Genomic DNA, 19,347 nt, shown 5'->3' on the forward strand with positions numbered 1-19,347 from the left:
CTGCTTGGGCATCGGGCGCGTCCTCTGCTGTCCCAGCCAGTCTACCTCAAACCGCTCAGAGGGCGAGGTTTTTCAGATGTTCCTTAAGATTGATCGATCATTCAAGGTTTACTCTTTGTTGATAGTCACTACTATCTAAAGTTACCATAGGTACTCCTAAGGATATACCTGTCCGCCACATTGGTTCTGAACGAGTTTCCAACTCGTCGCAGCGAAAGGCAGCGACGCCATGAGTGACGAGCGTTCGTTTGCAGATTGGGACTGGCGCGGGGTGACCCGGCGGGCCGCCGCGTCCAGCCACGGCGCGGCCGGGCACCCGCGCGGCTTCTATGAGGCGAAACGCGGGATCGACGTCGTCGTGAGCGTGTTGCTCCTGCCCATCGTCGCGGCGAGCGCGCTTCTGCTTCTCCTGCTCAACCCGATTTTCAACCCCGGCCCGCTCTTTTTCCGTCAGCCCCGGATGGGCCTGCACTGCCAGCCGTTCGAGGCGATCAAGTTCCGCAGCATGCTGCCCGCCGGCGCGGGGGAGCGCGGTGCGGACGATCCGCTCGAGGTGGACCGCATCACGCCCCTCGGGGAGTTCATCCGGCGCATGCGCCTCGACGAGCTGCCGCAGATGCTCAACGTGCTCAAGGGCGACATGAGCCTGATCGGCCCGCGGCCCGACTTCCTCGATCACGCCGAGGTCTACCTCGAGACGGTGCCCGGCTACCGCAAGCGGCACATGGTGCGCCCGGGAATCAGCGGTCTCGCTCAGACGGAAGTCGGTTACGTCCAGGGCATCTTCGGCACGCGTCGCAAGGTGAGCGCGGACCTCTACTACATCTTCAACGCGGGATGGCGGCTCGAGGCGTTCATCTTCTGGCGCACGCTCGTCATCGTCTTCACCGGGCGGGGCAGCTGAGCCCCGGCGCGCAGGCGAGGTCCACGATTGTGGACAATCCTTCGCTTCCAGAGATTGTCCTTTGTTCGTGGACGGTATAGGCGCATGAACGGTGTAGTCTGATGAACGTACAGCCCGTGACCCGACAGCCCTCCATCGGGCCGTCCATGCGGCAAGCCGCCGCACAGCCGGCCGAGCCTGACGACGACGAGATCGATCTGCTGGCGCTGGCCGGCACGCTCTGGCGCGGCAAATGGTGGATCGCGCTCGCCATGGCGCTCTTCGTCGCCGTCGCCGGCTACTACGCCTTCGCCGTGGCCGAGCCGAAGTACCGCGCGACATCGTCGCTCGTGCTGGAGGTGCAGGGCCCGAATGTCGTCGACCTGGAGCAGGTCGTCTCCGGCGTCTCGACCGAGACCTCGGCGCTCAACACCGAGCTCGAGGTCATCCGCTCCCGCCGCCTCATCGCTGAGCTGGTGGACGAGCTGAACCTGACCGACACGCCGGAGTTCAACCCGACCCTGCGCGAGGACCCGCGCTGGAGCGTCGGCGCGGTGATCGACCGCGCGCGCGACGCGATCGGCCTGCCCGCCGAGACCGCGCCGCCGCCCACGGAGGAGGAGATCCGGCGCGGCGCGATCGGCGCGGCGCGGCAGGCGATCTCCGTCGCGCAGCAGCGCAACACCTACATCTTCGAGATCAGCGCGACGACCGGCTCGCGCGAGATCTCGGCCGAAATGGTGAACGCGCTCGCCGCCATCTACATCGAGGACCAGATCGCGCAGAAGTTCGAGGCGACGGATCAGGCGGTCGACTGGCTCTCGGAGCGCGTGCGCGAGCTCGAGGTGGAGCTCCGCGCGCAGGAGGACGCGGTCAAGGAACTCCGCGCCGAGAGCGAGGCGGCGACGCCCGAGGCCGTCGCGGCGCTCACCGCGCAGGTCCGCGATCAGCGTGACCGCGTGGACCGGGCCGAAGCGGCCCTCGCCGAGGCCGAGGCGCGGCGCGCGGCGCTCGCCGAGGCGCGCGAGACGGGGCCGGAGGCGCTGCTTTCGCTCGCCGACGACCCACTGCTCGAGCGCATCGCGGAACGCGAGGGCCCGGAGAGCGCCGCCTTCGCCGAGCGCGCCGCGGAACTCGTCGACCGCGCGACGGCCGAGCGCGCGCGGGCCGCCAGCCAGCTCGCCTCGCTGCGCGACGCGCTCGCCAGTCTCGAGGCGCGGGTCGAACGCCAGAGCGGCGACCTGATCCAGCTGCAACAGATGGAGCGGGAGCTTCAGGCGACCCGCGCCCTCTACGAGACCTTCCTCTCGCGCCTGAAGGAGACCACCGTCAGCCGCGGACTGCAGCAGGCCGACAGCCGCCTCCTCGAGGAAGCCGAGGGCGCGCGGCAGGTCGAACCGCGGCGCGCGCGCATCCTCGGCCTCGCCGGGATCCTCGGGCTCATGGTGGGCGCCGGGCTGATCCTCCTGCGCGAGGCGCTGCACAATCACTTCCGCACCGCCGAGGACCTCGAGAAGCGCACCGGCTACACGGTGATCGGGCAGATCCCGCTCATGCCGATCAAGGCGCGCGGAAAGCTCATCGACTACCTGAACGACAAGCCGACCTCCGCCGCGGCGGAGGCGATCCGCAACCTGCGGACCTCGGTGCTGATGTCGAACGTCGATGCGCCGCCGCGGGTGATCATGGTCGGCTCCTCGGTCCCGAACGAATCGAAGACCAGCACCGCCATCGCGCTCGCCCACAACCTCGCCGGGCTGGGCAAGAAGGTGCTCCTGCTCGAGGGCGACATCCGCCGCCGCACCTTCTCGCAGTATCTCGACCACGCGCCGACCGGCGGCCTGATGGCGGTCCTTGGCGAGGACAAGCCGCTCTCGGAGGTCATCGTGCACGAGCCGCGCCTCGGTGCCGATGTCCTGATGGGCGAAAAGACCAAGGTGAACGCCGCCGATCTCTTCGCCTCGGAGAAGTTCCACGCCCTGCTCGAGACGGCGCGCGAGACCTACGACTACATCATCATCGACACGCCGCCCGTGCTCGTCGTGCCGGACGCCCGCGTCATCGGGCAGAGCGCCGACGCCATCGTCTTCAACGTCCGCTGGGACAGCACGACCCACGCCCAGGTGGCCGAGGCGCTGCGCCAGTTCGAGACGGTGAACGTGCCGGTTACCGGCCTCGTCCTGAGCCAGATCGACCCGGCCGGCATGAAGCGCTACGGCTACGGCGGGCGCTACGGCGCATACTCCCGCTACGGCGCGCGCTACTACGAGACCTGAGGGCTCAGCCGCCCGTCCCCAAAAAGCGCACCCCGCCCGGCTCGACCACGGCCGCCGTCAACCGCCCCGTCGCGAAGGCGCCGGTGTCGACCGCGATGCGCCCGCCCTCGGCGCGCGGCGCCTCGACGATGGTGTGCCCGTGCAGGATCCAGAGCCCGTCGTCCCGCGCGCCCCGCGCGAAATCCGGATGCCCCCAGAGCAGCACCTCGCGCGGCTGGCCCGCGAGCGGCAGCGCCGGATCGGCCCCGGCATGGACCACCGCGACATCGCCGCTCTGCCAGTGGAGCGGGCGCGCGCGCAGCCAGTCGATCACCTCCGGCCCCATCGCCTCCACCAGCGCGTCGCGCGCCGCGACGGGCGCCTGCGTCGGCGATCCGCCGACGCCGAAGCTCGCCAGCGTCTGCAGCCCGCCGTTGCGCAGCCAGCGCCGCGCCTCGGCCTCCGGCGCGTCGAGGAAGCGCAGGAGCATGTCCTCGTGGTTGCCCATCAGGCAGACCCGCGGGCGGGGCGCCTCCTGCATCAGGTGCCGCAGCACCGCCGCGCTCTCCTCGCCGCGGTCGACGTAATCGCCGACGAAGACGAGGGGCCAGTCGGGCGGCAGATCGGCCAGCTGCGCCTCCAACGCGCGGAGGAGATCCGCGCGCCCGTGGACGTCGCCCACCGCGATGAAGGGGCGATCCGGCCGCGGCGGCGCGAGCTCCGGGGCCGCGGCGGGCCCCGCGCGCCGCGGGCGTCGGCCTAAGAGATGGCGGAGGGCGGTCAGCACCGCGCCGATATAGGCGGCCCGGGCCGCGGACGCCAGAACCGCCTCAGCACCCGGCGGGCAGCAGCGCGTCGCTGCGGCCCGTGACGCGGTAGGCCAGAAGGCCGATCCATTCCTTCACCGCCGTTTCCAGTTGCCCGAGATGCCCGGCGAGATCCCAGCCGGGCCGCATCCGCGCCGGCGGGCGGTGATCCACCGGATAGGGCACGATCCCGCGCCAGCCGGCGGCGCAGAAGGCGCCCACGCTGCGCGGCATGTGGAACGCCGAGGTCACGAGGAGCCACGGCCCCGCCGCCGGATCGGCGACGCGCGCCGCGGTCAGGCGCGCGTTCTCGGCCGTGTTCCGCGCGCGGCCCTCGAGCGTCACGCGCTCCGGCGGGAGGCCGACCGCCGCGAAGAGCCGCCCGACCGCTTCGGCGCCCGGGACGCCGCCGCCCGCGACGCGCGCGCTGCCGCCGGTGAAGATGAGTTGCGCGTCCGGGTGCCGCCGCGCGAGCGCGAGGCCCGCGAGCAGCCGGTCGCCGCCTTCGTTGACCTGCACGACCCCCGTCGCGGCGGTCAGCGCCGCATCCTCTCCGCCGCCGAGGACGATGATCCCGACCGGCGCGTTCACCTCCGGCGCGGCGGGGAAGCGCGATTCGAGCGGACGGATCACCGGCGCGCCGAGCGGTACGAGACCCAGCAGCAGGAGCGCGATCGTGCCGGCCGCGAGCCAGCCGCGCGCCGCCCGCCACCGCCCGCGCGCCGCGAGGGCGAGGGCGACGACGAAGAGCCCCACGAGCCAGCTCGCCGGTTGAGCGAGCGTCCAGAAAAGCTTGGCGGTGACAAAAAAGAGCGTGTCCATTCCGAAGCCATGCCGCGTCGCCCCACCCGCGGCAAGCCGGTGCGGCGCGACCCGACCGCGAAGCGCCGCCGAAACACGCAGGACCGGCCGGCGCGTCGGCCGCGCGGCGCGCGCAGGCGCAATCTCTTTGTCGGATATATTATCCTGTGGTAGTAAAATAGCCAAAGATACTAGAGGATCATCATGCGCGTGTTCATTATTCCCTTCGCGCTCGCCGTGTCGCTTGGCTCCGCGGCGTCGGCGCAGGGCCAGACGGCGCTGCAGATCGCGCGCCAGGCGGGCGTCTGCGGCAACGCCGGGATCGTGTCCGCCGAACGGCTGCCGGACGGACGCATCGCGGTTCAATGCGCGGCGGGCCCCGCGACGCCGGATCCGGAGATCACCACGCAGACCACGGGCGGCGAGGTGGCCGGCGCCGGTGCAGGCGCGGGCGCTGCGGCCCCCGCGACGGGCTTCGTGCCGCTGATCGCGCCGGCCGCCGCCATCGCCGGGGTCGCCGGTGTCGCCGCGGCCGTCGCCGGCGGCTCCAGTTCGTCGGACACGCAGTAACCCCACCCCGCGCCACCGCGCGGCGTGCTCTCCCGCGGCGACAGGGGGCTGCGTCCGCAGCCTTGGAGGCACGGCCGGGGTCCTCACCGGACCAGACGGGGCGTCGCGTGGGCGGCGCCATTGTCGTCGCGCCCGCGGCACCGGCGGCGCGGGGCGCGCGTGGAGATCGACAACGTCCGGCTTTCGGAGGCCCGGCCTTGCCTGACGGCCGCGCCAGAGGTCCAGGAAGAGTGACAGCATGACCCGCCCCCAGTGGTTCGCCGCCCAGCTCAAGCCGAACGGCCTCACCGAGGCCGAGCGCAACCTCGCCCGGCAGGGCTTCGAGGTCTTCTGCCCCGCCCTGATCGAGACGCGCCGCCGCCGCGGCCGCCTCGCCGACGTGCGTCGGCCACTCTTTCCGGGCTACCTCTTCATCCGCTTCGTGCCCGAGGCCGGCCACTGGCGGCAGATCAACTCCACCCGCGGGCTCACGCGGCTGGTGCAGACCGACCCGCGCCGCCCGACGCCGCTCCCCGACGCGCTGATCGACGGGATCCGCACGCGGTGCGACGACGACGGCCTCCTCGGCCCCGACCGCGGCCTCGCCCCGGGGGACCGGGTCCGCGTGATCGCCGGCCCCTTCGCCGACGTCGTGGGCCGCATCGAGCGCATGAACGAAAACGACCGCATCCGCGTGATGCTGGAGTTCATGGCGACCGACGTGCGGACCGAAATGCCCGCCGAGGTGGTCCGGAAGATCGCGTGACGCGTCGGGCGCCGGCCCGTCCGGCCGCCGCGCCAACGGCGCGACGCGGGCGAACCGAGGCCGCCCGAGCCGAGGTGCCCCCAGCGTCGTAGGTGGGGGCGCCAGAGCCACGACCGCGGGAGCGGGCCGCGTCCCTGCGGCGTGCTCGCGCCACCGACACACCCTCACCGGGAGCCCCCGTCACGCGCAGGCCGAACGCACAAGGTGCCCCGTGCCGCCATACCTCGGACTGACGCGTTTCGTCAGCCAGAGCTCGTCATGTTAAGCTGAACTGGCAGCCCGTAGGGGAATCGAACCCCTCTTTCCAGGTTGAAAACCTGGCGTCCTAACCGATAGACGAACGGGCCACGCTACGTGCGTCGGTCTAGAAAAACCGCGGCGGCTCTGCAAGAGGAAATTTCCACGGCTGACGTGACGGATGCGGACCCCGCCCGCCGGGCCGGCGCGCCGCGGCAGGTCAGGAATCGCCCGCCGCGGAGATGGCGGAACCCGCCTGCGCCGGCGGCCGCGTCGTCCGGACGTTGCAGGCCGTGCAGGCCGGCGGCACCCCGACGGCCATCGCATCGCGGCATATCGCGGCGCGGGCGCGGCTTTCGCTTGACCTCCCCCGCGGGCCGGCACAGCTTCGCCGCATGTTCCCGATCCGCGATCACAATCCATCCGGGCGCACGCCCGTCGTGACCTATGCGCTCATGGCGGCGAACATCGGGATATTCCTGTCCTACGCGGGGCTTCTCGGCGACGGGCGCATGCTCGAGGCCTTCTTTTACGACTGGGCGATGACGCCCGCGCGGCTGATGACCGGCGAGGCGGCGCATACGCTTCTGACCTCGATGTTCCTGCACGGCGGATTGCTGCATCTCGCCGGCAACATGCTCTTTCTCTTCATCTTCGGGGACAACATGGAGGACGAGATGGGCCATGTGCCCTTTCTCGGCTTCTACCTCGCCTCCGGGATCGGCGCGGCGCTGGCGCAGACGCTCGCCGCGCCCTGGTCGGACGTGCCGATGGTCGGCGCCTCGGGCGCGATCGCGGGCGTGATGGGCGGCTATCTCCTGATGTTCCCGCGGGCGCGGGTGGACGTGCTGATCATCCTCGTCATCTTCTTCAAGGTGCTGCCGGTGCCGGCCTGGCTGATGCTCGGCGTCTGGTTCGCGTTGCAGCTCTTCGGCGGCGTGGGCGCGGACGCCGCCGCCGGGGGCGTCGCCTACTGGGCGCACTCGGGGGGCTTCTTCGTCGGGCTGGTGCTGACGCTGCCGCTCTGGCTCCGCCGTGGCGGTCCGGGGTACTGGCGGCGCACGCAGGGCGAGCCGCCGCACCCGGAGGCGCGCTATCGCTGGCGCCCGTCGCGGGTGCCCCGCGCCGGGCGGCGCTGGCGGCGCTAAGCCTCAGGACGCGCCGGCCAGCAGCGCCGCGTTGCCGCCGGCGGCGGTGGTGTCCACGCAGACGTGGCGCTCGGTCAGGACATGCGCCGGATCGGGCCGGCCGGTCACCAGCGGCAGGAGCGGCCCCGCGCGCGCGGCGAGCGCGCGGTCGAGCGCGCGCGCGGTCTCCGCGTCGCCCCACCAGAGCACGACCGAGAGCCCCTCGAGCCGCGTGAGCGCCTGCGGCGCGACGCCGCCCGCGGCCTCGACCGCGACGCCGCCCAGCGCGCGCACCGCCTCGGCCTGCGCGGCGGCAGCCTCCACGCCGGGGCCGAGGCAGAGCGCCGGGGGCCGGGGCAGCGTCGAGAGGCGGTTCGATTCGCCCGTAGGGCCGGGCAGCGTTTCGGTGCGGCGCGGCGGATCGGCGGGCGCGGCCTCGGCCAGCCGGCGGGCGAGCGTCGCCGTGTCCTCCGAGCCGTCCCATGGCGTCCCGGCCATGGGCGCCTCGGCCCGCGTGAAGCGCGGCAGGTAATGCGGCCCGCCGGCCTTCGGCCCGGTGCCCGAGAGCCCCTCGCCGCCGAAGGGCTGGCTGCCGACGATGGCGCCGATCTGGTTGCGGTTGACGTAGATGTTGCCGGCGCGGACCCGGTCGGCGACGTGCTGCACCCGGTCGTCGATCCGCGTCTGCAGCCCGAAGGTCAGCCCGTAGCCCGTGCCGTTGATCGCCTCCACGACCCGGTCGAGGTCCTCGGCGCGGTAGGTGGCGAGGTGGAGGACGGGGCCGAAGACCTCGCGCTCCAGCGCGCCGATGCCCTCCACGCGGATCAGCGCGGGACCGACGAAGGTGCCGCCCCCGGGCGCCTCGAGCTGGTGGATCACCCGGCCCTCGGCGCGCGCCGCGTCGATGTAGCCTGTGATCTCGCGCTGCGCCTGCGAGTCGATCACCGGGCTCACATCGGTCGAGAGGTCCCACGGATCACCGAGGCGCAGCGCGTCCATCGCGCCGGTCAGCATCTCGGTGAAGCTCTCGGCCACGTCCTCCTGAACGTAAAGACAGCGCAGCGCCGAACACCGCTGCCCCGCGGACTGGAAGGCGCTTTCGACGATGGCCTGCACCGCCTGCTCGGGGAGCGCGGTGGAATCGACGATCATGGCGTTGAGCCCGCCCGTCTCGGCGATGAGCGGCGCGCCGGGGGCGAGATTGTCGGCCATGGCCGCGCGGATGCGCTGCGCGGTGTCGGTGCCGCCGGTGAAGGCCACGCCGTCCACGCGCGGGTCGGCGGTCAGCGCCGCGCCCACCTCTCCCGCGCCGGGCAGGAGTTGCAGCGCCGCGCGCGGCACGCCCGCCTCGTGGAAGAGGCGCACGGCGCGGTGCGCGATCAGCGGCGACTGTTCGGCCGGTTTCGCCAGCACCGCGTTGCCCGCCGCGAGCGCGGCGGCGACCTGTCCGGTGAAGATCACCAGCGGGAAGTTCCAGGGCGAGATGCAGGCGAAGCGGCCCACCGGCGCGGCGTCGGGCGCGTGGGCGGCGTAGTAGCGCAGGAAGTCGGCGGCCTCGCGCAACTCGGCGACCGAATCGCCCACCATCTTGCCCGCCTCGCGGGCGCAGAGGGCGAAGAGCTCGCCGTAGTGTTCTTCATAAAGGTCCGCGACCTGGCGCAGCACCTCCGCCCGCTCCGCCACCGGCGCGTCCCAGACGCGGGCCGCGTCGAGCGCGGCGTTCACGTCCCCGTCGCTCGCCCAGGCGACGCGGCCCACCAGATCGCCCGGGTCGGCGGGGTTGCGCATCTCCTGCGCGGGGGCGGGCCGCGCCTCGGCGGCGAGCAGCGGCCCCGCCTCCCAGACGTGCGCGCGCCACGGGTCGCGCGCGCGGTCCATCGCGGCGAGCGTCGGCGGATGCGCGAGGTCGAAGCCCATCGAGTTCACGCGCTCCGGCAGGAAAAGCTCCGGCCCCGTGGGGATGCGCGGGCGCTCTTCGGCCAGCGCGTCGAAGGGGTCCTTCGCTACATCCTCGGGCGGCACCTCCTCGTCCACGATCTGGTTGACGAAGCTGGAGTTGGCGCCGTTCTCCAGAAGCCGCCGCACCAGATAGGCCAAGAGGTCGCGGTGCGCGCCGACGGGGGCGTAGATGCGGCAGCGGGTGCCCTCGCGGGCCCGCACCAATTCGTGCAGCGTCTCGCCCATGCCGTGCAGGCGCTGGAACTCGAAGGCGTCGCGGTCCTCGCCCATGTCGAGGATCGCCGCGACCGTATGCGCGTTGTGCGTGGCGAACTGCGGATAGAGCCGGTCGGTCATCCCGAGGAGCTTGCGCGCGCAGGCGAGGTAGGAGACGTCCGTCGCCGGTTTCGCGGTGAAAACGGGGAAGCCCTCGAGCCCCTCGACCTGCGCGCGCTTGATCTCGGTGTCCCAATAGGCGCCCTTCACCAGCCGCACCATGAAGCGGCGATCCAGCCGCTCGGCCAGGTCGTGCAGCCAGTCGATCACCGGGCCGGCGCGCTGGCCGTAGGCCTGCACCACGACGCCGAAGCCGTCCCAGCCGGCGAGCGCGTCGTCGGCGAGCACCCGCTCCATCACGTCGAGCGAGAGCGACAGGCGGTCCGCCTCCTCCGCGTCCACGTTCAGCCCGATGCCCGCCGCCTTCGCCCGCTGCGCGAGCGACAGGAGGCGCAGCGCGACCTCCTCCATCACGCGGGCGCGCTGCGCCTCTTCGTAGCGCGGCGAGAGGGCGGAGAGCTTGACCGAGATGCCGGGGTTGTCGCGGATGTCGCCCGACGTGGCCGCCGTGCCGATCGCGTCGATCGCCTGCGCGTAGGCGTCGAAGTAGCGCCGCGCGTCCGCGTCGGTGCGCGCGGCCTCGCCCAGCATGTCGTAGGAATAGCTGTAGCCCTTCGCCTCCTGCGCGGAGGCGCGTTTCATCGCGCTTTCGATGCACTCGCCGAGGACGAACTGCCGCCCCATCTCGCGCATGGCGCGCCCCACCGCGGTGCGGATCACCGGCTCGCCCAGCCGCCTGACCGCGCCGCGCAGGGCGGCGACCGGTCCCGGCGCCCGGTCCTCGCGCAGGACGCGCCCCGTCAGCATCAGCCCCCATGTGGAGGCGTTGACCAGCGGCGAGGTGGACTGCCCCATGTGCCGGCCCCAGTCCGAGGGCGCGATCTTGTCCTCGATGAGGGCGTCGATCGTCTCGGCGTCCGGCACGCGCAGAAGCGCCTCGGCGAGGCACATGAGCGCGACGCCCTCGTCGGTCGAGAGGCCGTATTCGGCGAGAAAGACCTCCATCAGCCCGGGCCGCGTGGTGGCGCGGATATCGCGGACGAGCGCCGCCGCGGCGGCGGAGATGCGCGCGCGATCCTCGGTCGAAAGCGCGGCCTCGCGCACGACGCGCGCCAGCACCTCCTCCTCGTCGGCGTAGGTCGCCGCGTCGACGGCGGCGCGCAGGTCACGGGTGTCGCGGGGCATGGGGCACCTCCCTTGATATATGGCGAGTGTATCATCGTGACGGAAGGCGAATCGCCCGATAAGCTGCGCAGGGCAGGCCATCGGGACGGAAATGGGGGCAATATGCAGGACGATCGACCGGAGGGCGGCGTCGCCGCCCTCGACCGCTTCGACCGGGCGATTCTGGACGAACTCGCCCGCGACGGCCGGGTGAGCGTCACCGAGCTCGCCCGCCGCGTCGGGCTGTCGAAATCGCCGGTGCAGGCCCGCCTCCGCCGGCTGGAAGAGGCCGGCGTGATCCGCGGCTACCGGGCGATCCTCGATCCGATCCGCCTCGGCCGCGAGCATGTCGCCTTCGTCGAGGTGAAGCTCGCCGACACGCGCGAGGCGGCGCTCTCGGCCTTCAACGCCGGCGTGGCCGCGATCCCCGAGATCGAGGAGGCGCATCTGATCGCCGGCAGCTTCGACTACCTGCTGAAGGTGCGCACGCCCGACATGCGCGCCTATCGCGCCGTGCTGGCCGAGCGCATCTCGACCCTGCCGCATGTCGCGCATACTTCGACCTACGTCGCCATGCAGGCGGTCAAGGAGAGCGGCCCGGTGGACGCCGGCGGACAGGAGGCTTGATCGCCGCCCCCTCCGCGCGGAGGATGGGGTCATGCGCGTGATCCTGCCCCTCCTCCTCGCCGCCGGCCCGGCGCTGGCCGACTGCCCGCCGCCGCCCGATCATTCCGTGGCGCTCTCGGACCTCTATGACCGGATGCAGGCCGCGCCCGACCCGGCCACCGCGCAGCCGCTCAACGACCGCGCCTGGGAGCTTTACACCGACGCGCCGGACGAGGCGGCGCAGGCGGTGCTGACGCGCGGCATGCGCATGCGCGAAAGCTGGGACCTGCTCGGCGCGCGGCAGGCCTTCGACCGGCTGATCGACTATTGCCCCGACTGGGCCGAGGGCTGGAACCAGCGCGCCTTCGTCCACTACCTGAATCAGGACTTCACGGCGGCGCTCGACGACCTGAACACGGCGCTGGAGCGGTCGCCGCGCCACCTCGGCGCGCTTTCGGGCAAGGCGCTGACGCTCACCGCGCTCGGCCGCGAGGCCGAGGCGCAGGAGGTTCTCCGCGCCGCCCTCGCGCTCAACCCGTGGCTGCCCGAGCGGAGCCTTCTGAAGGGCGAGGAGCTCTGAGCGCCCCGCAGCGTGACGCGAAGGCGCAGACCCCGCGCGTTTCGCCCGGGACACGCATTGGCTCCGGCGTCGCGCCGGGATATGACGAGGCGCGGGCCGGGAACGGCCCGCCGGCGCCGTGCGGGCGTGGTGGAACGGTAGACACAAGCGACTTAAAATCGCTAGGGCGCATCGCCCGTGCGGGTTCGAGTCCCGCCGCCCGCACCATCCCGGCCGGCTGTCGCGCCGCACGTCCAGGACCCGCCGCCCGGCCCCGTCCTATGCCCTCGTTCATCGCGTCGGCGCGCCACGATGCGGGAACCCGATCCGGCGCGCCTTGCCCTGCGCATCGGCGGCGTTAAATCTTTCACGGACAGAGGAGACGCGCATGCAGGACGCAGCACCCGACGCCGGGACCCCGGACACCGACGTCAGCCAGCCGTGGGACAAGGACAACCAGGCCTGGTGGGACTGGTACGTGAGCCTCGCCGATAACGACGCCGAGATCACCGAGTTCGAGGCGGCGCCGCCCCTGCCGGACGTGCCGCTTCCCTCCGACGAGGCGGTGATCGCCGAACTGGCCGAGCCCTATCCCCTGAGCGAGGCGGACGTCGCCTTCTTTCAGGAAAACGGCTTCATCAAGCTCAAGGGCGTCTTTTCGCCCGGCGCCGTTCTGAAGCTCCGCGCCGAGCTCGTGCGCCTTCTGGAGGAAGAGTTCGGCGCCGACATCGACGGCGGGGTGCAGGATCGTTTCCTCAGCCTCGAGATGGTCTGGCCCGACAACCCGCTGCTGCGGGCCTACGTGCTCTCGCCGCGCGTGGCGAAGATCTGCGCCGATCTCCTGCGCGTCCCGGCGGTGCGTCTCTACCACGACAACGTCCTCTCGAAGGAGCCGGGCTGCGGGCGCACGCCGTGGCACTTCGACGATCACCACTTCCCGCTCGACACGCACGACGTCGTCACCGCATGGGCACCGGCGCAGGCGATCCCGCTCGCGATGGGGCCGCTGGCCTTCGCGCATCCGATCGACGTCTGGAAGTTGGTCGACGCCGTCGCCTTCGAGAAATCGGGCACCAACTACGACCGCGGCGTGGCCGAGACCTTCGCGCGCCACGACGTCGCCGTGGACGAGACGCCCTTCGAGATCGGCGAGGTGAGCTTTCACCACAACCTCAACTTCCACACCGCCGCGCGCAACCGGACGGACCGCTCGCGCGTCGTGCTGGCCAACACCTATTACGCCGACGGCGCACGGATCGTGGACGCGCCCACCATGGTCTCGGGCGACTGGCAGAAGTTCATGCCGGGCGTCGGGCCGGGCGACGTCGCGGCGAGCCCGCTTAACCCGGTCTGCTGGCCCGTGACCGCGCCCGCCGGCGGGCCGGTGGGCAGGCCGCGCGATGAGTGATCTTCTGGCGCGCAGCTCCGCCCACTGGTCCGAGGCGGGGCGCGCGGGGATGGAGGCGTTCTACCGCCTCGCCACCGACGATTACCGCCACCTCGCTGAGGCCCGCAACTGGCGCGCGCTCTTCGAGGGCGCGCAGGCCCGCGCGGGGGCGCGGCCCTTGCGCCTGCTGGACGTGGCCTGCGGATCGGGCAAGTTCCCGGTCGCGCTGGCGCGCCACGCCGGGCTGGCGGAGGCGGACCTCCGCCCGGTCGAGACGTCGCTCCTCGACCCCTCGGCCTTCTCCATCGCCGAGGCGCGCGCCGCGCTCCCCGCGCCCTTCCGCGCCGTGGCCGAGCACGAGACCACGCTGCAGGACTTCGCCCCGCCGCCCGGGGGCTACGACATCGTCTGGGCGACGCATGCGCTCTACGCGATCCCCGAGGCCGAGCTTCCCGTCGCCATGGCGCGCTTCCGCGCCGCCATCGCCCCCGGCGGCACCGGGGTGATCGCGCACAGCGCGGCGGCCGGGCATTACATCGATTTCCACCGCCGCTTCCTCGCCGCCTTCGGTCCCGCGGGCGCGGCGCCCTATGTCCCGGCCGAGACGATCGCGGAGGCGCTCCGCGCGCAGGGCGCGGAGGTCGACGTGCGCGAGGTGCTCTACGACAGCGCGGCCGGCCCCGGGGACACGGCGGCCGTCGAGGGCTACCTGCAGCGCTGCGTCTTCGACACGCGGGTGCGCCTTTCCGAGATGGAGGACACCGCGCCGCTCGCCGACTACCTCGCCGCGTGCCGCCGGCCGGAGGGCTGGCGGTTTCCGCAGCGCGTCTGGCTGATGACCGTGAGCGGCTGAGCCGCTCCGCCCCTTCGAAAGGCCCGAGATGACCGATGCGCCCCTGCGCACCGACTGGACCGACACGCTCGCGCGCGGCGCGGCCCCCGCGCCGGACGCCCTGCGCGCGCATCTGCGCCGGATCCACCACGACCACGCCGGTTTCACCGAGAGCTGCGCGATGCGCTGCCGCGACGCGGAGGGGCGCACGAGCTACGCCTGGCTCGCCGAGGCGGTGGACCCGGAGCGCCACGGGGTGGTGCTGGACCTCGCCTGCGGGTCCGGTCCGCTGTTGCAGCTCTGCCACGCCACGCTGCCGGGCGCCCTGCGGCTCGTCGGGGTGGACATGTCGCCCGACGAGCTCGCCCTCGCCCGCGCGCGGCTGCCGGAGGGGCGCGCCCGGCTGATCGAGGCGCAGGCGCAGCGTCTCGACGCGCTCGCGGACGGGGCGGTGGACGTGGCGCTCTGTCACTGGGCGCTGACGCTGATGGACCCGGTGGCCCCGGTGCTGGAGGAAGTCGCGCGCGTCCTCGCCCCCGGCGGCCGCTTCGCTGCGCTGGTCGACGGTCCGATGGAGGCGGCGCCGGGCTACGCCGATGTCCACGACCTGATCTACGGCCACGTCCAGGCCGCCCTGCCGCGCTACGGCGCCGTCGATCTCGGCGATCCGCGCGTGCGTGGCACGGCCGACCTTGTGGCGCTGGCGCGCGCGGCCTTTCCCGGCGCCTCGGTCCGGGTCGAGACGGGCGTGGTCACCATGTCCGCGCCCGCCGAAACGCTCGCGGAGGAGGCCGCCGGCTTCTTCTACGCCGCCTTCGTGCTCGCCCCCGAGGCGCGGGCGCGCATGCTCGCCGACCTCGCCGCGCTTCTCGCGGGGATGGCCCCGGACGACCCGCCGCGCTTCGCGATGCCGGTCAACCGCCTCGTCGTCGACCTGGCCTGAGGGCCGCCGGCGGCGCGCCGGACGTTCTCGCGCCTGAGCGCGCCCCCAGGCCACTGCACGGCGCGCGCGCCGGTCCCTCCGCCTGCGGCGGGGACACGCGCTCTGATCCTCCGTAACCAGACGCCGCGCGGTCCTGCGGGGCGCCATCGCGCGGCCTCGCGCGGCTGGTTGGCCGCGCCGCGACGGGACGGACCGCCGCGGTCGGTCAGTCATGCTTTTCCGATGCGCGGCTCCGGTTCGGAAAGATCATTAAACTATCGAAAAAAATTTAATTTCAACCACTTATTAGGTTGGCCCGCGCATCCTCTTCCCCGGGAGTGGGCGACGCTCGCAGCGGCGGCCGACAGACGCTGACACGCGGACTGCGCTGCCGCTCGGGCGACGCCCGAAGGGTGAGAGGAACGCGATATGTCCGTCAGATCACTGGCCGCGCGCGCCGCGGCCTGCGCGCTCGCGGGCGCCCTGTGGTTCGTGCCGATCGACAGCCAGGCGCAAGGCACCGTCGTCGTCGTCCGCAACGACCGCGGCGGCCTGCTCGCCGAACGCATGCGGGAGGTCGCGCGCCTGCGGGCGCAGGATGCGCGCGTCGAGATCCGGGGGCGGGTCTGCCTGTCGAGCTGCACGATGTTTCTCGGCGTCGAGAACGTCTGCGTCGAGCCCGACGTCACCTTCGGCTTTCACGGCCCGACGAGTTACGGTCGCCCGCTGGCGCCCGAGCGGTTCGAGGCATGGTCCCGCATCATGGCCGCCCATTACCCGGACGAGCGCCTGCGCGACTGGTTTCTCGAGACCGGGCGCCACCGCATCCGGGGCTACTACCGCGTGAGCGGCGAACAGCTGATCCGGATGGGCATGCCGCGCTGCTGAGCGCGGCGGGGTCCGATGGACCCTCGGCCCGCATCGCCACTGCCCCGACGGCAGGACAGGCCGCGGCGCCGCGGCGGGCGGGCGCATCCGACCGGCGGGGCGGCGGCGTCGCGCCGCCGGCACGGCGTGCCCGAACCCATGCGCCCAAGGCGGCCGCCGGGGCGACCCCGCGACGGCCAAGCCCCGGCGGTGCCAAAGCGCACGTCCCACCAGCAGGACACGCGGCGACGCCGCCGCCGGCGAGGCGCCCGCAGTCCGGACGCCCTGACCCGGCGCGACGTGGCGTCGCACATAAGTCTTGACATATGCGCTCACCAAACGATCGTTAGGTCAAGGAGCTCCACGGGGTCCGAGACCCGCGGGAGGCGGGAGTTCCCGACAAAACGAACGGGAGGAGAGAATGCTGACTACGTTCATCCGCGCGGCGGCGGGCGCCGCCGTGGCGCTCGCGGCGCATCAGGCCGCCGCGCAGGACTATCCAGACGTTACGCTGCGCATGGCGCACCCGCTACCGGAAAGCTGGCCCGCCGCGCAGTGGGACAAGTGGTGGGCCGAGGAGGTCGAGCGCCGCTCCGACGGTGCCGTGAAGATCGAGCTGTTCTGGTCGGGGCAACTGGGCGGGCTGCTGGAGGTCAAGGATCTCGTCGCCTCGGGCGCCGTCGACCTCGGCGTCTTCGCGCAGGCGGTGCACGCCTCCGAGATGCCGCTGACCTCCGTCGCGGCCGGTCTGCTCAACCGCGTGTCCGCGGATGCGGAGACGGCGCAGGCGCTCGCCGGGCAGGTCTACGCCGCCGAGCCGACGCGCGCCGAACTCGACGCGCTGAACCTGCACCCGATCAAGTGGACGGTGACCTCGCCCTATCGGCTGCTCTGCAACACCCCGATCGAGGAGACGGCCGACCTCGAAGGGCTGCGGGTGCGCGCGGTGGGCGGCGCCTACGTGCCCATCTGGATGGAAAGCTACGGCATGGTGCCGACGCGCGTGCAGGCCCCGGAGATCCGCGAGGGGCTGCAGCGCGGAACGCTCGACTGCAACTTCGGTCCGATCGAATGGGTGCCGTTCTTCTCGCTGCAATCGGTGGCGCCCTACCTGTCGGACATCAACACCGGCACCTTCACCACCTTCCAGCTCTACGCACCCGCGGACCGCTGGAACGCCTGGCCCGAAAGCGTCCGCGACCTGATGACCGAGGTCGCCGAGGACGCCATGGCCCGCGATCTCGACTGGCTCGACGGCGCGGAGGCGGAGGCGATCCAGACCTTCCGCGACGCCGGCGGCGAGATCGTCGAGCTCGCGGACATGGCGGATTTCGTGGCGCAGTCGCCCGACATGATCGCGGTCTGGCAGGACGACATGGACGAGGCCGGCATGGCCGAGGCCGTGGCGCCCATCGTCGAAATGCAGCGCGAGGCCGCGAAAAGCTTCGAGGAGTGATGGGCGACGACGATCCCCGCGCGCGCCGGCGGGCCGCGTCCTCTCTCCGCGCCCGGCTGACGCCGGGCGCGGGCGCGACCCTGATCGAACGCGCCGCGATCGCGGTCTGCGGCGCGACGCTCTTCGTGGTGATGCTGGTGGGCGCGGTCGATATCGTCTCGGGAGAGGTGTTCGGCGTGTTCCTGCCGTTCAAGGTGGACATGTCCGGGACGCTCGCCGCGGCGGCGATCTTCCTCGCCTGGCCGCTGGTGCAGCGCACGCATGCGCACATCAAGGTCGACCTGTTTCTGCCCCACCTGCCGCGGCCGCTCCTGCGGCTGAGCTGGTGGGCGAGCCAGGCGACCGGGATGCTCGTCTTCGGCCTGATCGCCTACGGCGCCGTCGACCTCGCCGCCGACAGCGTCGCCATCCGCGAGACCTCGGCGGCGACGCTGGGCTATCCGATCTGGCCGGCGAAGGTGGCCTGCGCCGTGGGCGCGGTCATCACCATCGGCGTTTTCCTGCTGCAGACGGCGCGCCGCCTGCTGCACGGGGCCGAGGACGCATGAGCGGGCTGGAACAGGGCGGCGTCGCCTTCGCGGTCCTCTTGGCCATGCTCGCCATCGGCGTGCCGGTGGGCTTCGCGCTGGCCGGCGTCGCCGCGGCGGGGCTCTATTTCAGCGTGGGCACGACCTTCGTTCTGACGACCTTCAAGAGCGCGCCCTACACGCTGGCGAGCGATTACACCTTCGTCGTGGTGCCGATGTTCGTGCTGATGGGCGCGATCGCCGGGCGCGCGGGGATCATCGGCGACCTTTACGGCGCCGCGCAGGCGATGCTGAGCCGCGTGCGCGGTGGGCTCTTCATGGCCACGATCCTCGCGCAGGCCGGTTTCGCCGCGGCCTCCGGCTCGACCGTCGTCGCCTCGAGCGTCTTCACCCGGATGGCGCTGCCCGAGATGCTGCGCTTTCGCTACGATCCGGGCGTCTCGGCGGGCTGCATCGCGGCGGCGGGCACGCTCGCCGGGCTGATCCCGCCCTCCATCGCCATGGTGCTCTTCGCCCTTCTGACCGGAGAGCCGGTGGGCGCGCTGCTGATCGCGGGCATCCTGCCCGGCGTCCTGACCGCGGCGAGCTACATGGCCGGGCTCCGGGTCTTCCTGCATTTTCGCCCCGAATGGGCGCCGCCGATCACCGAGCAGGTCTCGTGGGCGCAGCGCCTGCGCGCGCTCGGCCGGGTCTGGAGCGTGCTTCTCCTGATGCTCCTCGTCATCGGCGGCATCTACTCGGGGCTTTTCCCGCCCTCGGCGGCCGGCGCGGTCGGCGCAGCCGGGGCGCTGGCGATCGCGCTCGCGATGCGGCGCATCGACGGGGGACAGCTCTGGGACGGGCTGCTCGAATCGGCCCGGATCACGGCGATGATCTTCCTCGTCATCATCGGCGGGCTGATCTTCAGCCGCTTCCTCTCGATCAGCGGGTTCATCGGCGACCTGCGCGCGCTCGTGGTCTCGACGGAGCTCGGCGTGGCGGGCTTTCTCGCGATGACCGTCGCGCTGTTCCTGCTGCTGGGGATGTTCCTCGACTCGGTCTCGCTCCTCGTGATCGCGGTGCCCTTCCTCTATCCGATCTCGCAGGCGCTCGGGATGGACCCGATCTGGTTCGCGGTGATCGTCGTCAAGCTGATCGAGATCGCGGCGATCACGCCGCCGGTGGGGCTCAACCTCTACGCTGTGCTGGCGGCGGCCGAACGGCGGGTCACGACCGCCGGACTCTTCCGGGGGGTTCTGCCCTTCATCGTGATCGAGATGGCGGTTCTGGCGCTTCTGCTCGCCGTCCCGTCGATCGCGACGCTCCTGCCCCGCACCATGGGATAACGCG

General features: G+C 72.2%; 17 protein-coding genes and 2 tRNA genes. 15 read left to right on the forward strand and 4 right to left on the reverse strand.

The window, feature by feature from the left end; translation table 11 throughout:
• Positions 1-229: 229 nt before the first annotated feature.
• Together DRV84_RS12405 and DRV84_RS12410 are read left to right on the forward strand one after the other, a co-directional pair.
• Positions 230-904 carry a sugar transferase gene (locus DRV84_RS12405; RefSeq protein ID WP_115981181.1) on the forward strand — a complete coding sequence of 225 codons (675 nt, stop codon included), beginning with the start codon at positions 230-232 and terminating at the stop codon, positions 902-904.
• Positions 905-1,005: 101 nt separating this feature from the next.
• Positions 1,006-3,159: a GumC family protein gene (locus tag DRV84_RS12410; RefSeq protein WP_115981183.1), complete on the forward strand. Its 2,154-nt coding sequence runs from the start codon at positions 1,006-1,008 to the stop codon at positions 3,157-3,159.
• A gap of 4 nt (positions 3,160-3,163) precedes the next feature.
• Here the strand turns inward: DRV84_RS12410 and DRV84_RS12415 are convergent, their stop codons facing one another.
• Both DRV84_RS12415 and DRV84_RS12420 read right to left on the reverse strand, forming a co-directional pair.
• On the reverse strand, positions 3,164-3,925 hold the full coding sequence (locus DRV84_RS12415) for a metallophosphoesterase family protein (RefSeq protein WP_239995069.1): 762 nt from the start codon (positions 3,923-3,925) through the stop codon (positions 3,164-3,166).
• A gap of 43 nt (positions 3,926-3,968) precedes the next feature.
• On the reverse strand, positions 3,969-4,766 hold the full coding sequence (locus tag DRV84_RS12420; protein ID WP_115981185.1) for a YdcF family protein: 798 nt from the start codon (positions 4,764-4,766) through the stop codon (positions 3,969-3,971).
• Positions 4,767-4,949: 183 nt separating this feature from the next.
• Between DRV84_RS12420 and DRV84_RS15645 the strand changes: the two genes are divergently transcribed.
• Both DRV84_RS15645 and nusG read left to right on the forward strand, forming a co-directional pair.
• Entirely contained in the window at positions 4,950-5,315 is a 366-nt protein-coding gene (locus DRV84_RS15645) for a hypothetical protein (RefSeq protein WP_158547804.1), read from the forward strand.
• 238 nt (positions 5,316-5,553) lie between these two features.
• The gene (gene nusG, locus DRV84_RS12430; RefSeq protein WP_115981187.1) at positions 5,554-6,060 is read left to right on the forward strand and encodes a transcription termination/antitermination protein NusG; all 507 of its coding nucleotides are present in this window, start codon (positions 5,554-5,556) and stop codon (positions 6,058-6,060) included.
• 272 nt (positions 6,061-6,332) lie between these two features.
• Here nusG and DRV84_RS12435 read toward each other — a convergent pair.
• Positions 6,333-6,407, reverse strand: a tRNA-Glu gene (locus DRV84_RS12435).
• Between the two features lie 285 nt (positions 6,408-6,692).
• On the opposite strand from DRV84_RS12435, the gene DRV84_RS12440 reads away from it, so the two are divergent.
• Complete coding sequence (locus DRV84_RS12440; RefSeq protein WP_115981269.1) at positions 6,693-7,445, forward strand: rhomboid family intramembrane serine protease; 753 nt, start codon at positions 6,693-6,695, stop codon at positions 7,443-7,445.
• 3 nt (positions 7,446-7,448) lie between these two features.
• Here DRV84_RS12440 and putA read toward each other — a convergent pair whose 3' ends face one another.
• Positions 7,449-10,883: a bifunctional proline dehydrogenase/L-glutamate gamma-semialdehyde dehydrogenase PutA gene (gene putA, locus DRV84_RS12445; RefSeq protein WP_115981189.1), complete on the reverse strand. Its 3,435-nt coding sequence runs from the start codon at positions 10,881-10,883 to the stop codon at positions 7,449-7,451.
• A gap of 102 nt (positions 10,884-10,985) precedes the next feature.
• On the opposite strand from putA, the gene DRV84_RS12450 reads away from it, so the two are divergent.
• The 10 genes from DRV84_RS12450 (at position 10,986) to DRV84_RS12495 (ending at position 19,343) form a co-directional block, all read left to right on the forward strand.
• Positions 10,986-11,489, forward strand: coding sequence for an Lrp/AsnC family transcriptional regulator (locus DRV84_RS12450; RefSeq protein WP_115981191.1), 504 nt, complete (start codon positions 10,986-10,988; stop codon positions 11,487-11,489).
• 31 nt (positions 11,490-11,520) lie between these two features.
• A complete protein-coding gene (locus DRV84_RS12455; RefSeq protein WP_115981193.1) occupies positions 11,521-12,048 on the forward strand; it encodes a tetratricopeptide repeat protein in 528 nt (175 codons plus the stop codon).
• A gap of 120 nt (positions 12,049-12,168) precedes the next feature.
• A tRNA-Leu gene (locus tag DRV84_RS12460) sits at positions 12,169-12,255 on the forward strand.
• Between the two features lie 160 nt (positions 12,256-12,415).
• On the forward strand, positions 12,416-13,435 hold the full coding sequence (locus DRV84_RS12465; protein WP_115981195.1) for a phytanoyl-CoA dioxygenase family protein: 1,020 nt from the start codon (positions 12,416-12,418) through the stop codon (positions 13,433-13,435).
• Positions 13,428-14,267, forward strand: coding sequence for a class I SAM-dependent methyltransferase (locus DRV84_RS12470; RefSeq protein ID WP_115981197.1), 840 nt, complete (start codon positions 13,428-13,430; stop codon positions 14,265-14,267). Before DRV84_RS12465 ends, DRV84_RS12470 begins: the two co-directional genes overlap by 8 nt.
• Before the next feature lie 28 nt (positions 14,268-14,295).
• Positions 14,296-15,189 carry a class I SAM-dependent methyltransferase gene (locus DRV84_RS12475; protein WP_115981199.1) on the forward strand — a complete coding sequence of 298 codons (894 nt, stop codon included), beginning with the start codon at positions 14,296-14,298 and terminating at the stop codon, positions 15,187-15,189.
• Between the two features lie 408 nt (positions 15,190-15,597).
• Positions 15,598-16,056 carry a hypothetical protein gene (locus DRV84_RS12480; protein ID WP_115981201.1) on the forward strand — a complete coding sequence of 153 codons (459 nt, stop codon included), beginning with the start codon at positions 15,598-15,600 and terminating at the stop codon, positions 16,054-16,056.
• Between the two features lie 400 nt (positions 16,057-16,456).
• Positions 16,457-17,491 (forward strand): TRAP transporter substrate-binding protein DctP, encoded by a 1,035-nt coding sequence (gene dctP, locus DRV84_RS12485; RefSeq protein WP_115981203.1) that lies wholly within the window; start codon positions 16,457-16,459, stop codon positions 17,489-17,491.
• Entirely contained in the window at positions 17,491-18,039 is a 549-nt protein-coding gene (locus DRV84_RS12490; RefSeq protein WP_115981205.1) for a TRAP transporter small permease, read from the forward strand. The genes dctP and DRV84_RS12490 overlap by 1 nt, the downstream gene beginning before the upstream one ends.
• Positions 18,036-19,343: a TRAP transporter large permease gene (locus tag DRV84_RS12495; protein ID WP_115981207.1), complete on the forward strand. Its 1,308-nt coding sequence runs from the start codon at positions 18,036-18,038 to the stop codon at positions 19,341-19,343. Before DRV84_RS12490 ends, DRV84_RS12495 begins: the two co-directional genes overlap by 4 nt.
• Positions 19,344-19,347: the final 4 nt, after the last annotated feature.

Origin of the sequence: Rhodosalinus sediminis (assembly GCF_003385555.1) — a bacterium.
In the GTDB taxonomy this organism is placed as follows: domain Bacteria; phylum Pseudomonadota; class Alphaproteobacteria; order Rhodobacterales; family Rhodobacteraceae; genus Rhodosalinus; species Rhodosalinus sediminis.